Annotated in this window: 18 protein-coding genes and 1 tRNA gene; 3 read left to right on the top strand and 16 right to left on the bottom strand. The window is 70.3% G+C overall.

The window, feature by feature from the left end; genetic code table 11:
* Positions 1–56: 56 nt before the first annotated feature.
* From prfA to lysA, 6 genes are all read right to left on the bottom strand, one after another.
* Complete coding sequence (prfA, locus tag ACXKZF_RS04880) at positions 57–1,133, bottom strand: peptide chain release factor 1 (RefSeq protein ID WP_488985968.1); 1,077 nt, start codon at positions 1,131–1,133, stop codon at positions 57–59.
* 32 nt (positions 1,134–1,165) lie between these two features.
* A complete protein-coding gene (rho, locus tag ACXKZF_RS04875; protein WP_488985564.1) occupies positions 1,166–3,580 on the bottom strand; it encodes a transcription termination factor Rho in 2,415 nt (804 codons plus the stop codon).
* A gap of 151 nt (positions 3,581–3,731) precedes the next feature.
* Positions 3,732–4,664 carry a homoserine kinase gene (gene thrB / locus ACXKZF_RS04870; protein WP_055958126.1) on the bottom strand — a complete coding sequence of 311 codons (933 nt, stop codon included), beginning with the start codon at positions 4,662–4,664 and terminating at the stop codon, positions 3,732–3,734.
* A complete protein-coding gene (thrC, locus tag ACXKZF_RS04865) occupies positions 4,661–5,743 on the bottom strand; it encodes a threonine synthase (protein ID WP_055958129.1) in 1,083 nt (360 codons plus the stop codon). Before thrC ends, thrB begins: the two co-directional genes overlap by 4 nt.
* A gap of 2 nt (positions 5,744–5,745) precedes the next feature.
* Positions 5,746–7,101 carry a homoserine dehydrogenase gene (locus tag ACXKZF_RS04860; protein WP_055958133.1) on the bottom strand — a complete coding sequence of 452 codons (1,356 nt, stop codon included), beginning with the start codon at positions 7,099–7,101 and terminating at the stop codon, positions 5,746–5,748.
* Positions 7,098–8,525, bottom strand: a complete 1,428-nt coding sequence (gene lysA / locus ACXKZF_RS04855) for a diaminopimelate decarboxylase (protein WP_488985563.1) — start codon at positions 8,523–8,525, stop codon at positions 7,098–7,100. The genes ACXKZF_RS04860 and lysA overlap by 4 nt, the downstream gene beginning before the upstream one ends.
* A gap of 359 nt (positions 8,526–8,884) precedes the next feature.
* On the opposite strand from lysA, the gene ACXKZF_RS04850 reads away from it, so the two are divergent.
* Complete coding sequence (locus ACXKZF_RS04850; RefSeq protein WP_488985562.1) at positions 8,885–9,988, top strand: hypothetical protein; 1,104 nt, start codon at positions 8,885–8,887, stop codon at positions 9,986–9,988.
* Positions 9,989–10,006: 18 nt separating this feature from the next.
* Here ACXKZF_RS04850 and ACXKZF_RS04845 read toward each other — a convergent pair whose 3' ends face one another.
* From ACXKZF_RS04845 to ACXKZF_RS04820, 6 genes are read right to left on the bottom strand one after another with little or no spacing between them, the layout of a single operon-like run.
* Entirely contained in the window at positions 10,007–10,789 is a 783-nt protein-coding gene (locus ACXKZF_RS04845) for an LmeA family phospholipid-binding protein (protein WP_488985561.1), read from the bottom strand.
* 2 nt (positions 10,790–10,791) lie between these two features.
* A complete protein-coding gene (gene argS, locus ACXKZF_RS04840) occupies positions 10,792–12,456 on the bottom strand; it encodes an arginine--tRNA ligase (RefSeq protein ID WP_488985560.1) in 1,665 nt (554 codons plus the stop codon).
* Between the two features lie 39 nt (positions 12,457–12,495).
* Complete coding sequence (locus tag ACXKZF_RS04835) at positions 12,496–13,305, bottom strand: transglutaminase-like domain-containing protein (protein ID WP_314457293.1); 810 nt, start codon at positions 13,303–13,305, stop codon at positions 12,496–12,498.
* Positions 13,306–13,359: 54 nt separating this feature from the next.
* Positions 13,360–13,950: a hypothetical protein gene (locus tag ACXKZF_RS04830; RefSeq protein ID WP_488985559.1), complete on the bottom strand. Its 591-nt coding sequence runs from the start codon at positions 13,948–13,950 to the stop codon at positions 13,360–13,362.
* Positions 13,947–15,197 carry a serine/threonine-protein kinase gene (locus ACXKZF_RS04825; protein ID WP_488985558.1) on the bottom strand — a complete coding sequence of 417 codons (1,251 nt, stop codon included), beginning with the start codon at positions 15,195–15,197 and terminating at the stop codon, positions 13,947–13,949. The genes ACXKZF_RS04830 and ACXKZF_RS04825 overlap by 4 nt, the downstream gene beginning before the upstream one ends.
* A 31-nt stretch (positions 15,198–15,228) precedes the next feature.
* Positions 15,229–15,483, bottom strand: a complete 255-nt coding sequence (locus ACXKZF_RS04820; protein ID WP_055958156.1) for a DUF6458 family protein — start codon at positions 15,481–15,483, stop codon at positions 15,229–15,231.
* 118 nt (positions 15,484–15,601) lie between these two features.
* Between ACXKZF_RS04820 and ACXKZF_RS04815 the strand changes: the two genes are divergently transcribed.
* Complete coding sequence (locus tag ACXKZF_RS04815) at positions 15,602–15,799, top strand: DUF2188 domain-containing protein (protein WP_488985557.1); 198 nt, start codon at positions 15,602–15,604, stop codon at positions 15,797–15,799.
* A 54-nt stretch (positions 15,800–15,853) separates the two neighbouring features.
* Here the strand turns inward: ACXKZF_RS04815 and ACXKZF_RS04810 are convergent.
* The 3 genes from ACXKZF_RS04810 to ACXKZF_RS04800 all read right to left on the bottom strand — a co-directional run bounded on the left by ACXKZF_RS04810 (position 15,854) and on the right by ACXKZF_RS04800 (position 16,739).
* Positions 15,854–15,929 (bottom strand) — tRNA-Arg (locus ACXKZF_RS04810).
* Positions 15,930–16,019: 90 nt separating this feature from the next.
* Positions 16,020–16,205, bottom strand: coding sequence for a hypothetical protein (locus ACXKZF_RS04805; RefSeq protein WP_488985556.1), 186 nt, complete (start codon positions 16,203–16,205; stop codon positions 16,020–16,022).
* 84 nt (positions 16,206–16,289) lie between these two features.
* Entirely contained in the window at positions 16,290–16,739 is a 450-nt protein-coding gene (locus ACXKZF_RS04800) for a hypothetical protein (protein WP_488985555.1), read from the bottom strand.
* A gap of 109 nt (positions 16,740–16,848) precedes the next feature.
* On the opposite strand from ACXKZF_RS04800, the gene ACXKZF_RS04795 reads away from it, so the two are divergent.
* Entirely contained in the window at positions 16,849–17,241 is a 393-nt protein-coding gene (locus tag ACXKZF_RS04795) for a DUF5684 domain-containing protein (protein ID WP_055958164.1), read from the top strand.
* A gap of 71 nt (positions 17,242–17,312) precedes the next feature.
* Here the strand turns inward: ACXKZF_RS04795 and ACXKZF_RS04790 are convergent, their stop codons facing one another.
* Entirely contained in the window at positions 17,313–18,482 is a 1,170-nt protein-coding gene (locus ACXKZF_RS04790) for an RtcB family protein (protein WP_055958167.1), read from the bottom strand.
* Positions 18,483–18,488 lie beyond the last annotated feature (6 nt).

Below are 18,488 nucleotides of genomic sequence, written 5' to 3'. Positions count from 1 at the left end.
CCGAGGTGCGGGACGCACGTCTGACTCCTGGGTCGCCCACGGAGGGGGCCGGTCGGTCAGCCGTCGGCGAGGGCCGCGAGCCGCGCCTCTTCGTCGGCAGTGATGGCCGACTCGATGATCGGGCCGAGGGCACCGTCCATCACCTGGTCGAGGTTGTACGCCTTGTAGCCGGTGCGGTGGTCGGCGATCCGGTTCTCGGGGAAGTTGTAGGTGCGGATGCGCTCGGAGCGGTCCATACCGCGGATCTGCGATTTTCGCGCGTCGGCGGCGACCGCGTCGCGCTCCTCCTGCTGCTTCGCGAGCAGGCGCGCGCGCAGCACACGCATACCGGCCTCGCGGTTCTGCAGCTGCGACTTCTCGTTCTGCATCGATACGACGATGCCCGTGGGCACGTGTGTGATGCGCACCGCAGAGTCGGTCGTGTTGACCGACTGCCCTCCGGGACCCGACGAGCGGAAGACGTCGATCTTGAGATCGTTGGGGTCGATGCCGACCTCTTCGGGCTCGTCGACCTCGGGGAAGACGAGCACACCGGTCGTCGAGGTGTGGATGCGGCCCTGCGACTCCGTCGCCGGCACACGCTGTACGCGGTGCACGCCGCCCTCGTACTTCAGGTGCGCCCATACGCCCTGCGCCGGATCGCTCGACGAGCCCTTGATCGCGACCTGGACGTCTTTGTATCCGCCCAGATCGCTCTCGGTGCGCTCGAGCAGTTCGGTCTTCCACCCCATGGACGCCGCGTACTGCAGGTACATGCGCAGGAGGTCTGCCGCGAACAGGGCGCTCTCGGCCCCGCCCTCGCCGCCCTTGATCTCCATGATCACGTCACGCGCATCGTCGGGGTCGCGCGGGATGAGCAGGCGCCGCAGACGCTCCTGCGTCTCTGCGACCCGCTGCTCCAGCCCCGGCACCTCGTCGGCGAACGCGGCGTCCTCGCGAGCAAGTTCACGCGCGGCGTCCAGATCATCGGATGCCGAGACCCACGTCTCATGGGCCGAGACGATGCGCGACAGCTCCGCGTACCGCCGGTTGACGCGTTTGGCGCGCGCGGCGTCGGCGTGCACGGCCGGGTCGGAGAGCTCCTCCTGGACGGCCTTGTGCTCGTCGAGGAGGCTCCGCACCGACTCGAACATCGCGGGCACCGACATGGCGTTCGCGATCCGGGTCAGCGGATGCTGTTGTCATCCCCGCCGCGCGCGGGCGCCGGGATCGACTTCTGCATCTGCACGAGGAACTCGACGTTCGACTGGGTCTCTTTGAGCTTGCCGAGCACGACCTCCAGGGCCTGCTGGGGCTCGAGACCGGCCAGGGCACGGCGGAGCTTCCAGGTGATCTTGACCTCGTCGTTCGACAACAGCATCTCTTCGCGGCGGGTGCTCGACGCGTTGACGTCGACAGCCGGGAAGATGCGCTTGTCGGCGAGCTGGCGGTTCAGGCGCAGCTCGCTGTTGCCGGTGCCCTTGAACTCCTCGAAGATCACGTCGTCCATCTTCGAGCCGGTCTCCACCAGCGCGGTGGCGAGGATCGTGAGCGATCCGCCGTTCTCGATGTTGCGCGCGGCGCCGAAGAACCGCTTGGGCGGGTACAGCGCCGAGGCATCGACGCCACCGGAGAGCACGCGGCCAGAGGTCGGCGCGGCCAGGTTGTAGGCGCGACCCAGACGGGTGATCGAGTCGAGCAGCACGACGACGTCGCGGCCGAGCTCGACCAGGCGCTTCGCACGCTCGATGGCGAGCTCGGCGACCGTGGTGTGGTCTTCGGCCGGCCGGTCGAACGTCGAGGCGATGACCTCGCCGCGGACGGTCCGCTGCATGTCGGTGACCTCTTCGGGGCGCTCGTCGACGAGCACGACCATGAGGTGGACCTCGGGGTTGTTCGTGGCGATCGCGTTGGCGATCTGCTGCAGAACGATGGTCTTGCCGGCCTTCGGAGGCGCGACGATCAGCCCGCGCTGGCCCTTGCCCACCGGGGCGACCAGGTCGATGATGCGCTGCGTGAGCTTCTCAGGACCGGTCTCCAGGCGCAGACGCTCCTGGGGGTAGAGGGGGGTGAGGTTGTTGAACTCCACACGGGCGGCGGCGTCATCGACCGACAGGCCGTTGATCGAATCGACCTGCACGAGCGCGTTGTACTTCTGGCGCCCCTGCTGCTCGCCCTCGCGCGGCTGCTTGATGGCGCCGACGACGGCGTCACCCTTGCGCAGGTTGTACTTCTTGACCTGGCCGAGCGAGACGTAGACATCGCTCGGACCGGGCAGGTAGCCGGTGGTGCGCACGAACGCGTAGTTGTCGAGCACATCGAGCACGCCGGCGATGGGGACGAGCACGTCGTCCTCGCCGATCTCGGTCTCGAACTCGTCGCCCGTGGTGCTCTGGCCGCGGCGCTTGTTGCGCTGACGGTTGCGGCTGTTCGCCGCGCCCTGCTGCTGCTGGGCCTGCTGACCGCTCTGCTGCGCATTGTCGCGCTGCGAAGCGCCGCCCTGCTGACCGTTCTCGCGCTGACCGTTCTCGCGCTGTGCGTTGTCGCGCTGACCGTTGTCGCGCTGGCCGTTGTCGCGCTGACCGTTGTCGCGCTGGCCGTTGTCGCGCTGGCCGTTGTCGCGCTGACCGTTCTCGCGCTGGCCGTTGTCGCGCTGGCCGCCCTGCTGCGCGTTGTCACGCTGCGACGCGCCCTGCTGGCCGCCCTCGCGCTGGCCACCCTGCGTGGGCGCCTCGGCGTCGTCGGAGCCGGCTTCGGCCTTCTCGGCGGCGTCGGGCTTGTTGCGGTTGCGGTTGCGCGAGCGGCTTCGGCCACGACCACGAGCCGGGGTCTCATCGGCCTGCTCGGCGTTGTCGGAGGCGGCGTTCTCGCCGTCGTTCGCGTCGGCCTCTGCCACGGGCTCCGGTGCATCGGATTCTTCGACGGCGACGTCCGCGACCGGCGCGTCGTCGCTCGGTGCGTCGACTGCCTCGGCGATGACCGGGGTCTCCTCGGAGGTCGCTGCATCCTCGGCCACGTCGGCCGCGGTCGTGACGGGGGTGGTCGACGTCTCGTCCGACGCGGCGTCGGCCGAAGCCTCGACGTCGGTGACGGCCTCGGCGGCGGCAGCCTCGGCAGCGGCGGCAGCGGCTTCGGCGGCCGCCTTCTCCTTGGCGGTGGCGGTCGTCGCGCGACGGGGGGCTCGCTTGCGCGGGGCGCGTGCGGGCTTCTCCGCCGGGGCGGCCTCCTCGGGTGCAGACTCGACGGCGGGCTCGGCGGCGGCCTCGGCAGTCGGCTCCGCCGCGGAGGCGGCGGCGGATGCCGTCTCGTCCGCCGGGGTGGCAGCGTCGGCGGCCGCGGTGTCGGCTTCCGCAACGTCGGCCTCTGCAGCAGGGCCGTCGGCGACGAGAGTGTCGTCGGCGAACAATGCCTCAGGTTGCGCGTCGGCGGCCGCGGTGTCCGGGGCGTCCGTGCCCTTGGTCGTCGCGGTGTCGACCGTGCTCGGCTCGGTGTCGGTGTCCGGCGTTGCGGTGCCCTGCGCGTCAGCCGTGGGCTGCTCTTCGGCGGGGATCTCGGCGCCCTCGGGCGCGTCGACGGAATGGGTCTCGGAGATGGACTCCACGAGTGCTCCTCAGAATGAAACGTGTCAGATCGCGCTTCGCCGTGCAGATCGCAGACGAAGAGACACCAGCGGTTCGGGAGATTGCAGCCGATACCGGGTTCGCGATGTGTTGCGGATTTCGCAGGTGGTGCAGAGGCTCAGATTCGCGAACTTACGCGGAACCCTCTGCGTTTTTCACTGTACCACCCTTGACGTCGACGGCGAGCATGAGCGCCTGCCACGGGGTGTCGACCACGGATGCCATGAGATCAGCGGCTTCGAGTCGCTGCCCGGGTCCGTCGGCGAGGACCAGAACGCTGGGGCCCGCCCCAGAGACCACGGCCGCGTATCCCTCGGCACGGAGCGCTCGAACGAGCCGGTCGGTCTCGGGCATGGCCTGCGCGCGGTAGTTCTGGTGCAGCTTGTCTTCGGTGGCCGCCATGAGCAGTTCGGGGCTCTGCGTCATCGCGGCGATCAGCAGGGCCGAGCGCGAGACGTTGAACACCGCGTCCTCGCGCGGGACCTGCAGGGGCTGCAGGCTTCGGGCGACGGCCGTCGACATCGTGAAGCCCGGCACGAACACCAGCGGCGACACGCCACGGTGGACGATCAGCTGCTTGTGCTGCGGGCCGGCGGCATCCATCCACGCGATCGTCAGACCGCCGAAGAGGCCCGGTGCGACGTTGTCGGGGTGCCCCTCCAGCTCGGTGGCCAGGCGCAGCAGGTCGACGTCGCTGAAGGCGACCTCGCCCTCGAGCAGACCCTTCGCGGCGAGGATGCCGGCGACCACGGCGGCTCCCGACGAGCCCATGCCGCGCCCGTGCGGGATGACGTTGTGCGCGGTCAGCCGCAGCCCCGGGAGGGTGCGGCCGACCGACGCGTACGTGTGCGCCATCGCGCGCACCACGAGGTGCGACGCGTCGCGCGGCACGTCGGCCGTGCCCTCGCCCGCGACCTCGATCTCGAGGCCGTCGCCCTCGATCTGCTCGACGGTGAGATCGTCGTACACGCTCAGCGCCAAACCGAGGGTGTCGAAGCCGGGCCCGAGGTTCGCGCTCGTAGCGGGAACGCGGACCGCGACTCGGCGACCGGGGCCTGAGCTCACGCGGTCACCGGCTGCAGGTCGAGCACCGAGGCGACCTCCGAGGTGGTCGCGTCGACGACGGTGGGCTTCACGTCGGTGCCGTCGGCCTTGCGAAGCGCCCACTGCGGGTCCTTGAGACCGTGACCGGTGACGGTCAGCACGACCTTCGCGCCGGCCGGGACGATCCCCGCCTCCGCGCGGTCGAGCAGGCCCGCGACGCTGATCGCCGAAGCGGGCTCGACGAAGACGCCGACCTCGCCCGCGAGGATCTTCTGCGCCTCGAGGATGCCGTCGTCGTCGATCGCGCCGAACCAGCCGTCGGTGGCGTCGCGCGCCTCGAGCGCGAGGTCCCACGACGCGGGGTTGCCGATGCGGATGGCACTGGCGATCGTCTCGGGGTTCTTCACGACCTCGCCGCGCACGAGCGGCGCGGAACCTGCGGCCTGGAACCCGAACATGCGGGGCACGCGGGTGGCGACGCCGCGGGCGGCCTCTTCCCGGTAGCCGCGCGAGTACGCGGTGTAGTTGCCGGCGTTGCCCACGGGGATGAAGTGGAAGTCGGGTGCGTCGCCCAGCTGCTCCACGACCTCGTACGCGGCGGTCTTCTGCCCCTCGATGCGGTCGGGGTTGACCGAGTTGACCAGGTGCACCGGGTAGTGGTCGGCGAGCTCGCGCGCGATCTCGAGGCAGTCGTCGAAGTTGCCGCGGATCTGGATCAGACGACCGTTGTGGGCGACCGCCTGGCTCAGCTTGCCCATCGCGATCTTGCCCTCGGGCACGAGCACGGCGGCGGTGATGCCGGCGTGGGCGGCGTAGGCCGCGGCCGAGGCCGAGGTGTTGCCGGTCGAGGCGCAGATGACGGCCTTCGCGCCGTGCTCGACGGCGCGCGAGAGGGCGACCGTCATGCCGCGGTCCTTGAAGGAGCCCGTCGGGTTCATTCCCTCGAACTTCACCCACACGTCGGCGCCGGTACGGCGCGACAGGGCCGGGGCCGGGATGAGGGGCGTACCGCCCTCGCCGAGGGTGACGACGGTGGAGGCGTCGGTGACGCCCAGACGGTCGGCGTATTCGCGGAGGACTCCGCGCCAGAGATGAGCCATGTTCAGTTCCCTTCCACGCGCAGCACGGAGACCACGCGCTCGACGACGCCGCTCGCGGCGAGACGCTCGACGGTCTCGCTCAGGTCCTGCTCACGGGCCTTGTGTGTTCCGATGACCAGACGGGCCGAGCCCGCTGCGGTCGATGAGCCTGTCGCAGCGCCCGTTTCTCCGGCATCCGGAGAAGCCTCGATCACGGTCTGCTCGACGGTCGCGATCGACACGCGACCCTCGCTCAGGATGCCGGCGACCGTGGCGAGCACGCCCGGCTTGTCGTCGACCTCGAGGGTGATCTGGTACCGCGTGATGACTCGCCCGATCGGCACGGCGGGGAGGTTCGCGCGGGTCGACTCCCCCACGCCCACGCCACCCGCGATGTGCCGACGCGCAGCCGAGACGACGTCGCCGAGTACGGCGGACGCCGTCTGTACGCCGCCGGCGCCGGCGCCGTAGAACATCAGGTCGCCCGCGGCCTCGGCCTGGACGAATACGGCGTTATTCGCGCCGTGGACGCTCGCGAGCGGGTGCGCACGGTCGACGAGGGCCGGGTATACGCGCACCGAGATCGATTCCGTGCCACCGTCTTCGGCGGCGAGGCGCTCGCACACGGCGAGGAGCTTGATGACGTAGCCGGCGTGACGAGCGGACTCGATCATCGCGGCGTCGACCGAGGTGATTCCCTCGCGGTGCACGGCATCCAGGGGAACCGCGGTGTGGAACGCGAGGCTCGCGAGGATGGCCGCCTTCTGCGCGGCGTCGTAACCCTCGACGTCGGCGGTCGGGTCGGCTTCGGCGTAGCCGAGCGCCTGCGCCTGGGCCAGCACGTCGGCGAAGTCGGCGCCCTCGGTGTCCATGCGATCGAGGATGTAGTTGGTGGTGCCGTTGACGATGCCCATGATCCGCACGACGCGATCGCCGGCGAGGGAGTCGCGCAGGGGCCGGATGATGGGGATGGCGCCGGCGGCAGCGGCCTCGTAGTAGACCTCGGCCCCGACCTGGTCGGCGGCCTCGAAGACCTCGGAGCCGTGAGTGGCGAGCAGCGCCTTGTTCGCGGTGACGACGTCGGCGCCCGAGGCGATCGCGTGCAGCACCTGCGTCCGCGCGGGCTCGATGCCGCCCATCAGCTCGATGACGATGTCGCTGCCGACGATGAGCGTCTCGGCATCCGTGGTGAAGAGTTCGCGGGGCAGCTCCACGTCGCGCTTCGCGTCGAGGTTTCGCACCGCGATGCCGGCGAGCTCGAGCTTCGCGCCCGCGCGGTCGGCGAGTTCGTCGCCGTGTCTGAGCAGCAGGTCGGCGACCTGGGAGCCGACGGCGCCGGCGCCGAGGAGCGCCACGCGCAACGTGCGGTAGTCGGTCATGCGGTTTCTCCGTGGGGTGTGTCGGTATCGGATGCCGGGACTCCGGCGTCGCGGGCGAGCAGATCGTCGACGGTCTCGCCGCGGACGATCACGCGCGCCTCGCCCCCTCGCACCGCCACGACGGGCGGGCGCGGGGTGTAGTTGTAGTTGCTCGCGAGCGAGAAGCAGTAGGCGCCGGTCGCGGGGACGCCCAGCAGATCCCCGGGCGTGACGTCGGCGGGGAGGTACTCGGCATCCACCACGATGTCACCCGACTCGCAGTGCCGACCGACGACCCGCGACAGCGCCGGGGCGACGCGACTCGTGCGCGAGACGATGCGCGCTGAGAAGTCGGCCCCGTACAGCGCCGGTCGTGCGTTGTCGCTCATGCCGCCGTCGACGCTGACGTACGTGCGATCGAGACCCTCGGCCGCCGTGACGGTCTTGACGGTGCCCACCTCGTACAGCGTCACGCCCGCCTGAGCGACGATGATGCGTCCGGGTTCGGTGGCGATGTCGGGCATCGGGATGCCGCGCACCGCGCACTCGTCAGCGATGGCATCCAGGATGCCGTCGGCGATCTCTTCGATGGGTCGGGGGTCGTCGACCGAGGTGTAGGAGATGCCGAACCCGCCGCCGACGTTGAGCACCGGGATCTCTCCCCCGGCGAGCAGGTCGGCGTGCAGGTCGACCAGACGAGCTGCCGACTCGCGGAACCCGGAGGAGTCGAAGATCTGCGACCCGATGTGCGCGTGCAGGCCCACGAAGCGCAGGCTCGGCAGCTCGCGGATGCGGGCGACGGCCTCGGCCGCCCCCTCGAGCGAGAAGCCGAACTTCTGATCCTCATGCGCCGTGGCCAGGAACGCGTGGGTCTCGGCGTGGACGCCGGTCCGCACCCGCACGAGCACGGGCTGCACCACACCGCGGCGGTCGGAGATGGCGGCGAGCCGCTCGATCTCGATGGGGCTGTCGATGACCACCGAACCGATGCCGACCTCGACCGCGCGCTCGAGCTCGCCCACGCTCTTGTTGTTGCCGTGGAAGCCGAGACGCGCGGGATCGGCACCGCCGGCCAGGGCCACCTCGAGCTCACCGCGGGTGCAGACGTCGACGGCGAGTCCCTCGTCGACGACCCACCTCACGACCTCCGTCGAGAGGAACGCCTTGCCCGCGTAATACACGCGGGCCCGGATGCCGTGGCGTGCGGCCGCGGACTCGAACGCCGCGCGGGCGCGACGCGCGTGGGCGCGCACCTCGTCTTCGTCCAGGACGTAGAGCGGGGTGCCGAAGCGGTCGCGGAGGTCGAACACCGAGACCCCGCCGATCTCGACGGAACCGTCATCGATACGGCGCGCGGACGACGGCCAGACAGGGGCGACCAGCTCATTCGCTTCGGCCGGGGCGACGAGCCACTCGGGCACGAGCGCGGAGTGCGAGGCGGACACAGGGGGACCAATCGGGTTTGCGGCGACGCGACGGCCGCGGATCACGGCTCCACCCCCGCGGAGAGTCACGCGAGGGTGTTGCTTGCAGTCTAGGGCACGGCATATGCCCCTCCCCTCCCGTGCGGCGTCCGCGGCGGCGGCCGTGCCCGGCGCCCCACCCCGACGCGTCATCGGCGCGCGACGATGCGTCGGTGGACGACGACGCGGGTGGTTCCGTCTCGGCTACGGGCGCCACCCCCTCCGAAAAGGTGAGGGCGACAGTCTCGACGGATGACGAATCGGGTGATGGCGGGGCCGACCGCGGCGCGTGGCGCTCAACGCGGGCCGACGACTGCGAGGCGGCACCATACGGTGTCGACGTGACGTCGCCCCTCTCCTCTCCGCTCGCCGTCGACGCCGTCGGCGTGCGTGTCCGCATCGATCTCTCGGGTTTGACGTCCGCCGACCGCGAGTCGGTCGCGCGCGCCTGGGCGGACGCCCGCGTCGACGATCCAGCTCCGGCGGACGTCACGGTCGTCCCGGTCTCCAGCGACGGCGAGGGGCAGATGCTGTCGGACTTGTCGAGCATGGTCACCCAGGCGGCGATCGAGGCCCGACGAGGCGACGCGTGGATGCTGCACGCGGCCGGGCTCGCCGCCCCCGACGGCGGCGTGGTCGTGCTCGTCGGGCCGTCAGGCGCCGGCAAGACCACCGCCACACGGGTACTCGCGCGGTCGTGGGGCTACGTCTCCGACGAGACCATCGGGATCGAGTCCGACGCGCGCATCTCCCGTTACCGCAAGCCGCTCTCGGTCATCACGGAGGGACAGGGCTACAAGGTCCAGCACGCTCCTCGCGACCTGGGGCTCCTGCCCCTCCCAGCGGCACCGCTACGCGCACGCCGCGTCGTACTCCTCGACCGCGACAGCGCCCACACACGAGCGCGCCTCGTCCCCGTTCCCGCGTCGGAGGCCCTCGTCCTCCTCGCGCCGCACTCGAGCGCTCTCGCCTCGATGCGGCACCCCTTGGGCACCATGATGAGCGTGCTCGCCCGAACGGGCGGCGCACTCCGAGCCCAGTACGCCGAGGCGGAGCAGCTCGTCGCCCTGGTGGACGAACTCATGTCCGAGACACTCGACTACTCCCCCGCGGCCGCCGAGCCTCCGTCCCACGCTGCCGTCGCAGCGACCGCCCCCGGGTCGGCGGACGGGGTGGCCAGACGCTACCGTCGCGGCGCGGTCGTCGACTCCTGCGCACTGCCCGACGACCGACTCGCGCTTCTGTCGGCGGAGTCCGACGGCCGGGGCACGCTCCGCATCCTCGCCGGCGCCGCCCCCGCGCTGTGGCTCGCCGCAGATGATTCCACCCGCAACGACCTGCTGAACGCGGCGACCGGTGGCGCGCCCCACGACGAGGCGGCCCGCGCAGTGGACGACGTCCTGGGTCAGCTCGTCGAGGCGGGACTGCTCACCGTCACCGAATAGACGACAGCGACGCCGTGATCAGCCGCAGGTGCCGTCGACCTGCAGAGCCGGATCACTGACGATGGCGCCGGCGATGTCGAACGTGGCCACCAGGTCCTGACCTTGCACGGTCGCGGACGTCAACGTCAGCCCCGCCGGCAACCGGTCGGCGATGCACAGGCGCGACGTCTGCAGGATGCCGTCGGCGACACCACCGAATTGGCCGCGGAGGGTGTCGGCGTCGAGTACGTTGCCCGCGACCTGGAACGACGACGGCGTCAAGGTGAGATCGCCCTCGGCCGCGCCGGGGGTCACGGCGACACCGACCGGGATGCCGATGCCGAACAGCGACAGCGAGGTCTCGAACGTCACGTCCGGCGCGGCGACGTCGATCGTGCCGGCCGGGAGGTCCGGGAGTTCTGCGAGCAGCGCCCGCATCTGCTCCTGATCGAGGCGGACCGAGGCGGTTCCCCCCTCGGCGGCCGATCCGGCCGACACCGGCACCCCGCGGAGGTCCACCCGCACATCGCCGGTGATCGGCCCCAGGGTGACGTCGTCGGAGGCCACGGCGACCTCGTCGAGGCGCCCCCCGATCACCTGCGGCAGAACGAGGCCGGCCACCTGCACGTCGACGTCCTGGTCGTCGGGCAGCCCGACGTTGGACACGACGAGGGAGCGCACCGTGCTGGTCACGACCGAGCGTGCAATGAACTCCGCGGCGACGACCGCGGCCGCCAGCAGCACGACGACCACGACGATCACCGCGATCCAGCGACCGGTCTTCCGGCCCGACGGGGAGCGGGGCGTCGTGGCATCCGTCATCGTCACATCCGTTCCGGAGCGCTCACGCCGAGCAGCGTCAGACCGTTGCGCAGCACCTGACCGGTCGCGTCATTGAGCCAGAGGCGTGTGCGGTGCACCGACTCGACCGGCGCGTCACCGAGCGGGATGACGCGACAGTTGTCGTACCAGCGGTGGTACAGACCGGCAAGCTCTTCGAGGTAGCGCGCGACGCGGTGCGGCTCGCGCACCTCGGCGGCGAAGGCCACGATGCGCGGGAACTCCTGGAGGGCACCCAGCAGGGCCGACTCGGTCTCGTGGTCGAGCCGCTCGGGGGCGAACTCCGAGCGGTCGACCCCGGATGCCGCGGCATTGCGCGCGACGTTGTGCGTGCGGGCGTGGGCGTACTGCACGTAGAACACGGGGTTGTCGTTCGTGCGCTTCTGCAGCACGTCGAGGTCGATGTCGAGATTGGAGTCGGCCGAACTGCGCGTCAAGGCGTAGCGGGCGGCATCCACCCCGACGATCTCGACGAGGTCTTCGAGGGTCACCACGGTGCCGGCGCGCTTGGACATGCGCATCGGCTGCCCGTCACGCACGAGGTTGACCATCTGACCGATGAGCACCTGGAGGTTGACGTTCGGTACGTCGCCGAAGGCGGCGCACATCGCCATGAGGCGCTGCACGTACCCGTGGTGGTCGGCGCCGAGCATGATGATGCAGCGGTTGAAACCGCGCTCGCGCTTGTCGAGGTAGTACGCGAGGTCGCCCGAGATGTAGGCGGGCTGCCCGTCGGACTTGATGATGACGCGATCCTTGTCGTCACCGAACTCGGTCGAGCGCAGCCACGTCGCCCCGTCCGCCTCGAAGATGTGGCCGAGCTCGCGCAGGCGCGCGACGGCCCGGTCGACGGCGCCCGAATCGTGCAGGTCGTTCTCGTGGAAGTACACGTCGAAGTCCACGCCGAACTCGTGCAGCGACTGCTTGATCTCGCCGAACATGAGGGTCACGCCGAGCTCGCGGAAGGCCTCTTGTTTGGCATCCGGATCGAGGGCGTCGATGTCGCCGTCGTACTTCTCGGTGACGCGCGCGGCGATGTCGTGGATGTACGCGCCGCCGTAGCCGTCGTCCGGGGTCGGGTCGCCCTGATGGGCGGCCACGAGGCTGCGGGCGAAGCGGTCGATCTGGGCGCCGTGGTCGTTGAAGTAGTACTCGCGGGTGACCTTCGCGCCCTGAGACGAGAGGATGCGCGCGAGCGCGTCACCCGCCGCGGCCCACCGGGTTCCGCCGAGGTGGATCGGGCCGGTGGGGTTCGCGCTGACGAATTCGAGGTTGATGATCTCGTCGGCACGGGACTCGTTCGTGCCGAACGCCGCCCCCTCGTCGACGATCGTCTTGGCCAGGGCGCCGGCGGCCGCCGCGTCGAGGCGGATGTTGATGAAGCCGGGTCCGGCGACCTCGACGCTGGCGATGCCGTCGATGGCCTCGAGCCCCGCGGCGATCTCGCCGGCGAACTCGCGCGGATTCGCGCCGACGACCTTCGACAGCTTCAACGCGGCGTTGGACGCCCAGTCGCCGTGGTCGCGGTTCTTCGGCCGCTCGAGCGGCAGGTCGGCGGCTGTGATCCCCGCCGAGGACCCCTCTCGTCGCGCCTCCGCGAGCGGGGCGATGACGGTGAGCAGGGCGGCGGAGAGGGCAGCAGGATCCATAGCCCGACAAGTCTAGGGCGCGACGCCTGGGTGACCGCGTCAGCCGATCTGCACCAGGGCCTCGTGGTCGTCGGGGGTCGTGGCATCCGGGGTGTCGCCATCGAGCACCGCGTCGACATGCATGCGCTCGAGCCCGACGTAGCCGCCGTGGTAGCTGAGGAAGGCGCAGTCGGCGGCGTCGCGACCCGTCGCGATGCGCACCAGCGAACGGCGGTCGGCGAGTCGCGTGGCGTCGACGACGTACCAGGCCCCGTCGATGTAGGCCTCGGCCACGGCGTGGAAGTCCATGGGCTCGAGGCCCGGCGCGTAACACGCGGCGTAACGGGCGGGCATGTCCATCGCACGGAGCAGGGCGATGACCACGTGCGCGTAGTCGCGGCAGACGCCCTGCCCGGTCATCAAGGTGGTCACCGCACTGTCGGTGCCGAAGCTGAGTCCGGGGGTGTAGGTGACGGTGGAGGCGACGAAACCCGACACCGCGGCCAGCAGTTCCTCTCCGCCGAGGCCGCGGAACTGCCGCCGCGCCTGAGCGAACACCTCATCGGACTGGCAGTACCGACTCGGGCGCAGGTAGGTGATGGTCTCGAGGTCGCTCGATCGAGGACCCTGCGCCGGTCCCGAGACCACGGCGTCGTAGCGCACCGACAGCGGCCCCTGCTCCCCCGTGAGACGGTGCAGACGACTGCCCGACTGGTCGACGATCTCGGTCGGGGTGTACACGCGATCGCCCTGAGAGAAGGTCAGTGTCTCGTCGGCGACCGGTACGCCCTGGGCCGCGGTGATCTGGAAGATGAGGTCGACGGACGCCCCCAGATCGAGGTCGAGTTCGGCGGTCACACGGCGCGGCACCGGGCAATCCTCGCACGCGGTCGAAGGCCCTCGGACCACCGCGGACGAATCGGGTCACCCGTCTTTCTTGCCCGCTCCGGGAGACGCTCCCTGACTCGGCTTCTTGTCGTCGTCGCCACCGGGGCCGCCGTTTCCGGGGCCCTTCTCGTCGCCGCCGTTCGGCGGGGATCGGTCCTCGTCGCCGACGCCGTTCTCCGGCTCCTCGGGCGTCGGTTCCGCCGTCGGTTCGGCGGTCTCGGTCGGCCCCGGTTCGGCGGTCTCGGCCGGTTCCGGTTCGGTGGTCTCGGTCGGTTCCGGCGCCGTCGTCTCGCTCGGTTGGGGCTCGCTGATCTCCTCCGGCGCCGGCGACGACGATGGCGCCGGTGTGAGTGAAGTGAGGTCCGCCCGCACGGTGGCGATGCGAGCCAGGATGCCGTCGGCCTCCGCCGAGGTGATCTCCCCCGCGTCACCCCGCGCGACGACGTCGGCCTCGAGGGCGTCGAGGCTCGTCAGCGCTGAGGCGTAGTCGCCGGCGGAGGCCTGCTCGGCGACGGTCTGCACCGACTGCTGCCACGCAGTGGGAGCAGCGTCCGGCGGCGTGCACGCGGCGAGCGCGATGCCGGCGGCGAGCAGGAGCGCGGCCGCCGGTGCGGCGCGACGGATCACGGGCCGACCTCCGTCCACAGCTCGTCCATGTGCTGGTCGAGCGGCTGCGGGAGCGCCGGCAGGTCGGGTTGGCCGGGGGCACCCGAATTCGAGAGCGAGACGGCGGCGACCACCGCTCCCACGGCGAGGATGACGGCCACGACGGATGCCACCACGACGTTCTTCTTGGACCCGCGGCGGGACGCCGGCGCCACGGAGCGCGGACCGCCGCCCACAGACGAACCCTGCGACGGGTCGCCGCCCGTCGGCGAGAGCACCTGCGTGCGGTCCGCGCTCGGCGGCGAGGGGTGACTGTCGGGCTGCGGGAGCACTCGCGTGCGGTGGTCGTTCCCGTCGAACGCGCGCGTCGGAGCCGTCGCGTGCGGCAGGACCGCCGTTCGCGCATCGACCGAGGCCGCCGAGGCGCCCGCGACAGCGCGCAGCGCCGTGACCACTCCCGCGGCATCCGGTCTCTCCGCGGGTTCGAGGGCGGTCATGCGCTGGAGCACCTCGCGCCACGCCGGCGGAACGTGCGCGGGAATCTCGGGCGTCGAGACGAGCCGTGCCGCGAGCGCTTCGTGGGGCGTGCGCGACCCGAACGGGCGCGATCCGGTCAGCGCCTCGAGCAGCACGAGTCCGAGCGCGTACACGTCGCTCGTGGGGGCGGCGGGAAGGCCGCGCGCCTGCTCGGGACTGAGGTAGGCGGCGGTGCCGATGACGGTGTCGGCCCGGGTGACACGGGTGGCGCCCACCAGGGCCGCGATGCCGAAGTCGGCGAGCGTCGCACGTGGCGTCTCACCCACATGGGCGGCGGGGCGGATGAGGATGTTAGACGGCTTCACGTCGCGGTGCACGATCCCCCGCGCGTGGATGACGGCGAAGGCCTCGGCGATCTCGCGGCCGACGAGAGCGACCTCGGGTGCGGGCAGCGGACCGCGCGCGACGCGGTCCGACAGCGTGGGCCCTGAGATCAGCTCCATGACGAGATAGGCCGGGCTCCCCGCGAGTCTGGCGTCGTAGAGGGTCACCAGGGACGGATGCGACACCGACGCCAGCAACCGTATCTCCGACCGGACGCGCGCGACATCCGAGGGATCGGCGCCGTCGCCGTCGATGATCTTGAGGGCGACGCTCCGCTCCAGCGCCGTGTCGACGGCTTCATGCACGCGCGCGTAGCCACCGCGACCGAGGAGGCGGCCCACGCGGTAGCGTCCGTCGAGCAACTCACCGTCGACCGGGTCGGCGGCCGTGTGCGTCTGCTCGCTCATGATCTCGTCCCGGGGTGCGGCCCCGAGCGCATCAGACGAGGTCGTCGTTCGAGGATCGCGTCGTTGAACGGGTGACCTGGGCGCCGCCGACGCCCTCGGTGCGCGTGACCGTGTCGGTCTGACGGCGCTTCGCCAAGAGCACGATGCCGATCAGGAAGACGACGACGCCAGCGCCCATCATGATGTAGCCGATCATGCTCAGGCTGACGTAGTCGTTGGGAAGGTTCACCGCGAAGGCGAGGATGGCCCCGATGACGAACAGGGCGATGCCGGCTCCGATGCTCATGTCAGACCCCTTTCGAAGGAGTTCCCAGCATGGCAAGGACGACCCCGACCCGACACGCTCTTGACAACGCCTGTCAAGACGGGGGCGACGAGCCGGGGTCGGGTGTGACATGGATGCCATGAGCGAGAACGACGTGACCACCCGATCCAACCGCGGCCAGTGGGAGAACGCGGTCGAGGGCCGCCCCGAGCTGTCGGCCAGCTTCTCGGGCAAGCAGGAGGCGGTCGATCAGGGGCGCGCCACGGCGGACGAGCTCGGTTCCGAGCACATCGTCGAGGATGCCGAGCCGACCGGGGCGGTCACCGACGAGGAGTGACCGCAGAGAAACGACGAAAGAGGCCGCGATCGTGGATCGCGGCCTCTTTCGTGGTGGTGCCCCCGACTGGAATCGAACCAGCGACCTTTGGTACCGGAAACCAACGCTCTATCCCCTGAGCTACGGAGGCGGACGTCTTCAGGTTATCACCGTGGCGCCGCAGACCCCGACGCCGCGGGGTGGCGCCGGACGCGCCGACGGCCGCCCCGCGGCATCCGGATCACTCGTCGCCGACGACGCCGATGCCGGTCGCCTGGTGGTCGGCATTCGGGTCGTCCTTCGTGGGAGCTTTCGACGCCTCTTCGGGATCGGTCTCCTGACTCGGGCGGACCGTGGGGTCGTCACCGAGATCGGCGGCGCCGTCGGCCGGCTCTTCTTCGGGGGCGGAGTGCTGGGGGTCGCTCATGGGGTGTCCCTTCGTCGCGTGGACCTCCAGCCTGGCAAGGTCGAGCAACCGGACGCAGCGGCTTGACCGGGGAGGCTCACGGGCTTAGCGACCGAGCATCGTACGCAGGCGCCGCGAGAGCGGCTGGGTCAGGATCACCTGTCGTCCGTTCACATCGAGGGCGAGGATCGAGCCTCCCCATCCCCGCCCGCGCGCCGGCCGCGCGTCGCCGCGAACATACGCCTCGGCGATGTCGACGTAGGCGGCGAGCAACTGCGCGCTCTGGTCCTTCGACGAGTTCGCGTCGACCAGCTGCAGCCGGTGTCCCGTGTCGGTCTCGACCGAGAACCACCGGGATCCGGGCGTCGATACGAGCGCCCAGCGCTCGTTCCGCTCGAACCGCGCCCACGCCGCGCCACTCCTGAGGGCCGTGGTCACCTCTAGATCGGCCTGGGCGATGCAGAGCACCTCGAGCATGGCGAGGGCTTCTGCCGCGGTGACGTAATCACCGCGGTCGGCGCCCAACCCGCCCCACTCGAACCTGCGCTCGCTCATCCCGTCACCGCCCGTGCCCTCGTCCTCCCCAGAGGGTAACCCCGGGTTCGCGTGCCGGCTCCGCGCGCAGAAGACTTCGCACGCGACAGCGGGGCTCTACGATGAGCGCATGCTGACCTCGTCGCCGTCATCGATCACCGATCAGACCTCCATCTTCGCCCTGAGCGGCACCACGTCGTTCCTCGCCGTCGCCCTCTACGTCCTCACGGTCGTGGCATTGTGGAAGGTCTTCACCAAGGCCGGGCACCCCGGCTGGCTGGCGATCATCCCGATCGTCAACATCGTCTTCCTGACCAAGATCGCCGGGTTCTCCGGGTGGTTCGCCCTGCTCTACATCGTCCCGATCGTGGGTGTCGTTTTCCACATCATCGTCCAACTGCGAGTCGGACGAGCCTTCGGACACGGTTGGGTGTTCTCGCTCTTCCTGCTCGTGTTCCTCTACGTCGTCGGCTACCTCATCATCGGCTTCAGCGACGACAAGTACCGTCCCGAGCGCATCTGAGGGCGAGGCGGCCGCCACGCCATATGAAGAAGACGGATGCCACGGGGTCGCCCCGTGGCATCCGGTCTTTCTCAATCCCCCTTGACGTTGACGATCTGCCGCAGCGTGTGACGGATCGTCACCAGGTCGGCAGCATCCGCCATCACCTGATCGATCGGCTTGTAGGCCTGCGGTATCTCGTCGATGAACGCCTCGGTGTCGCGGTATTCGATCCCCGTCATCGCCTCGCGCAACTGCTCGTGTGTGAAGGTCTTCCGGGCCGCCGACCGGGAGTATTCCCGACCCGCTCCGTGCGGTGACGAGTTCAACGCGACCGGGTTGCCTCGACCCTCGACCACGTACGAGGCCGTGCCCATCGACCCGGGGATGAGACCAGGACGCCCGGCATCGGCCATGATCGCGCCCTTGCGCGACACCCACACCTGCTTACCGAAGTGCCGCTCGGACTCGGTGAAGTTGTGGTGGCAATTGATCCGCTCGCGCTCTTCGACGGGGGTGTCGAGGAAGCGACCGAGCTGATTCGAGACACGGTCCATCATCTCCTCCCGATTCAGCAGGGCGAAGTGCTGAGCCCATCGCAGCTCCCGGATGTACCGGGCGAACTCGGGCGTGCCTTCGACGAGGTAAGCCAGATCGGGATGCGGGAGCTCGATCCACCATTGCTGCGCGAGGCGCTGCGCCACCTTGATGTGATGCTGCGCGATGCGGTTGCCGACGCCCCGCGACCCCGAGTGCAGGAACATCCACACGTCGTCGTTCTCGTCCAGCGAGATTTCGATGAAGTGGTTGCCGCTGCCCAGCGAACCCAGCTGGTTGCGCCAGTGACCGGCGTACGACGTCGGGTCGAACTCGGCCGTCTCGGCGAGAGCTTCGAGCTCGGCGATCCGCGGCTCGGCGGTGGCGACGATCTTGCGGTTGTCGCGCCCGGCCGAGAGCGGGATGGCCCGTTCGATCTGCTGACGGAGCTCTGCAAGATCCCGACCGGCGAGATCGTGGGCCGCGAACTGCGTCTTGACGGCGATCATGCCGCAGCCGATGTCGACGCCGACAGCCGCGGGCATGATGGCCCCACGCGTCGGGATGACCGAGCCGACCGTCGCGCCGAGCCCGAGGTGGGCGTCGGGCATGAGGGCCAGGTGGGGATAGATGAACGGCATGCGCGATGAGGTGCGGGCCTGTTCGATGGTCTTGTCATCGATCAGGCTCGCCCACGACACGAGTCGTTCGTTGAGCTTCTGCATGGATCC

It is taken from the genome of Microbacterium sp. ABR10 (assembly GCF_057812175.1).
Note: the sequence above shows the minus strand (reverse complement) of the source record. Positions and strands in the feature narration are given on the sequence as shown.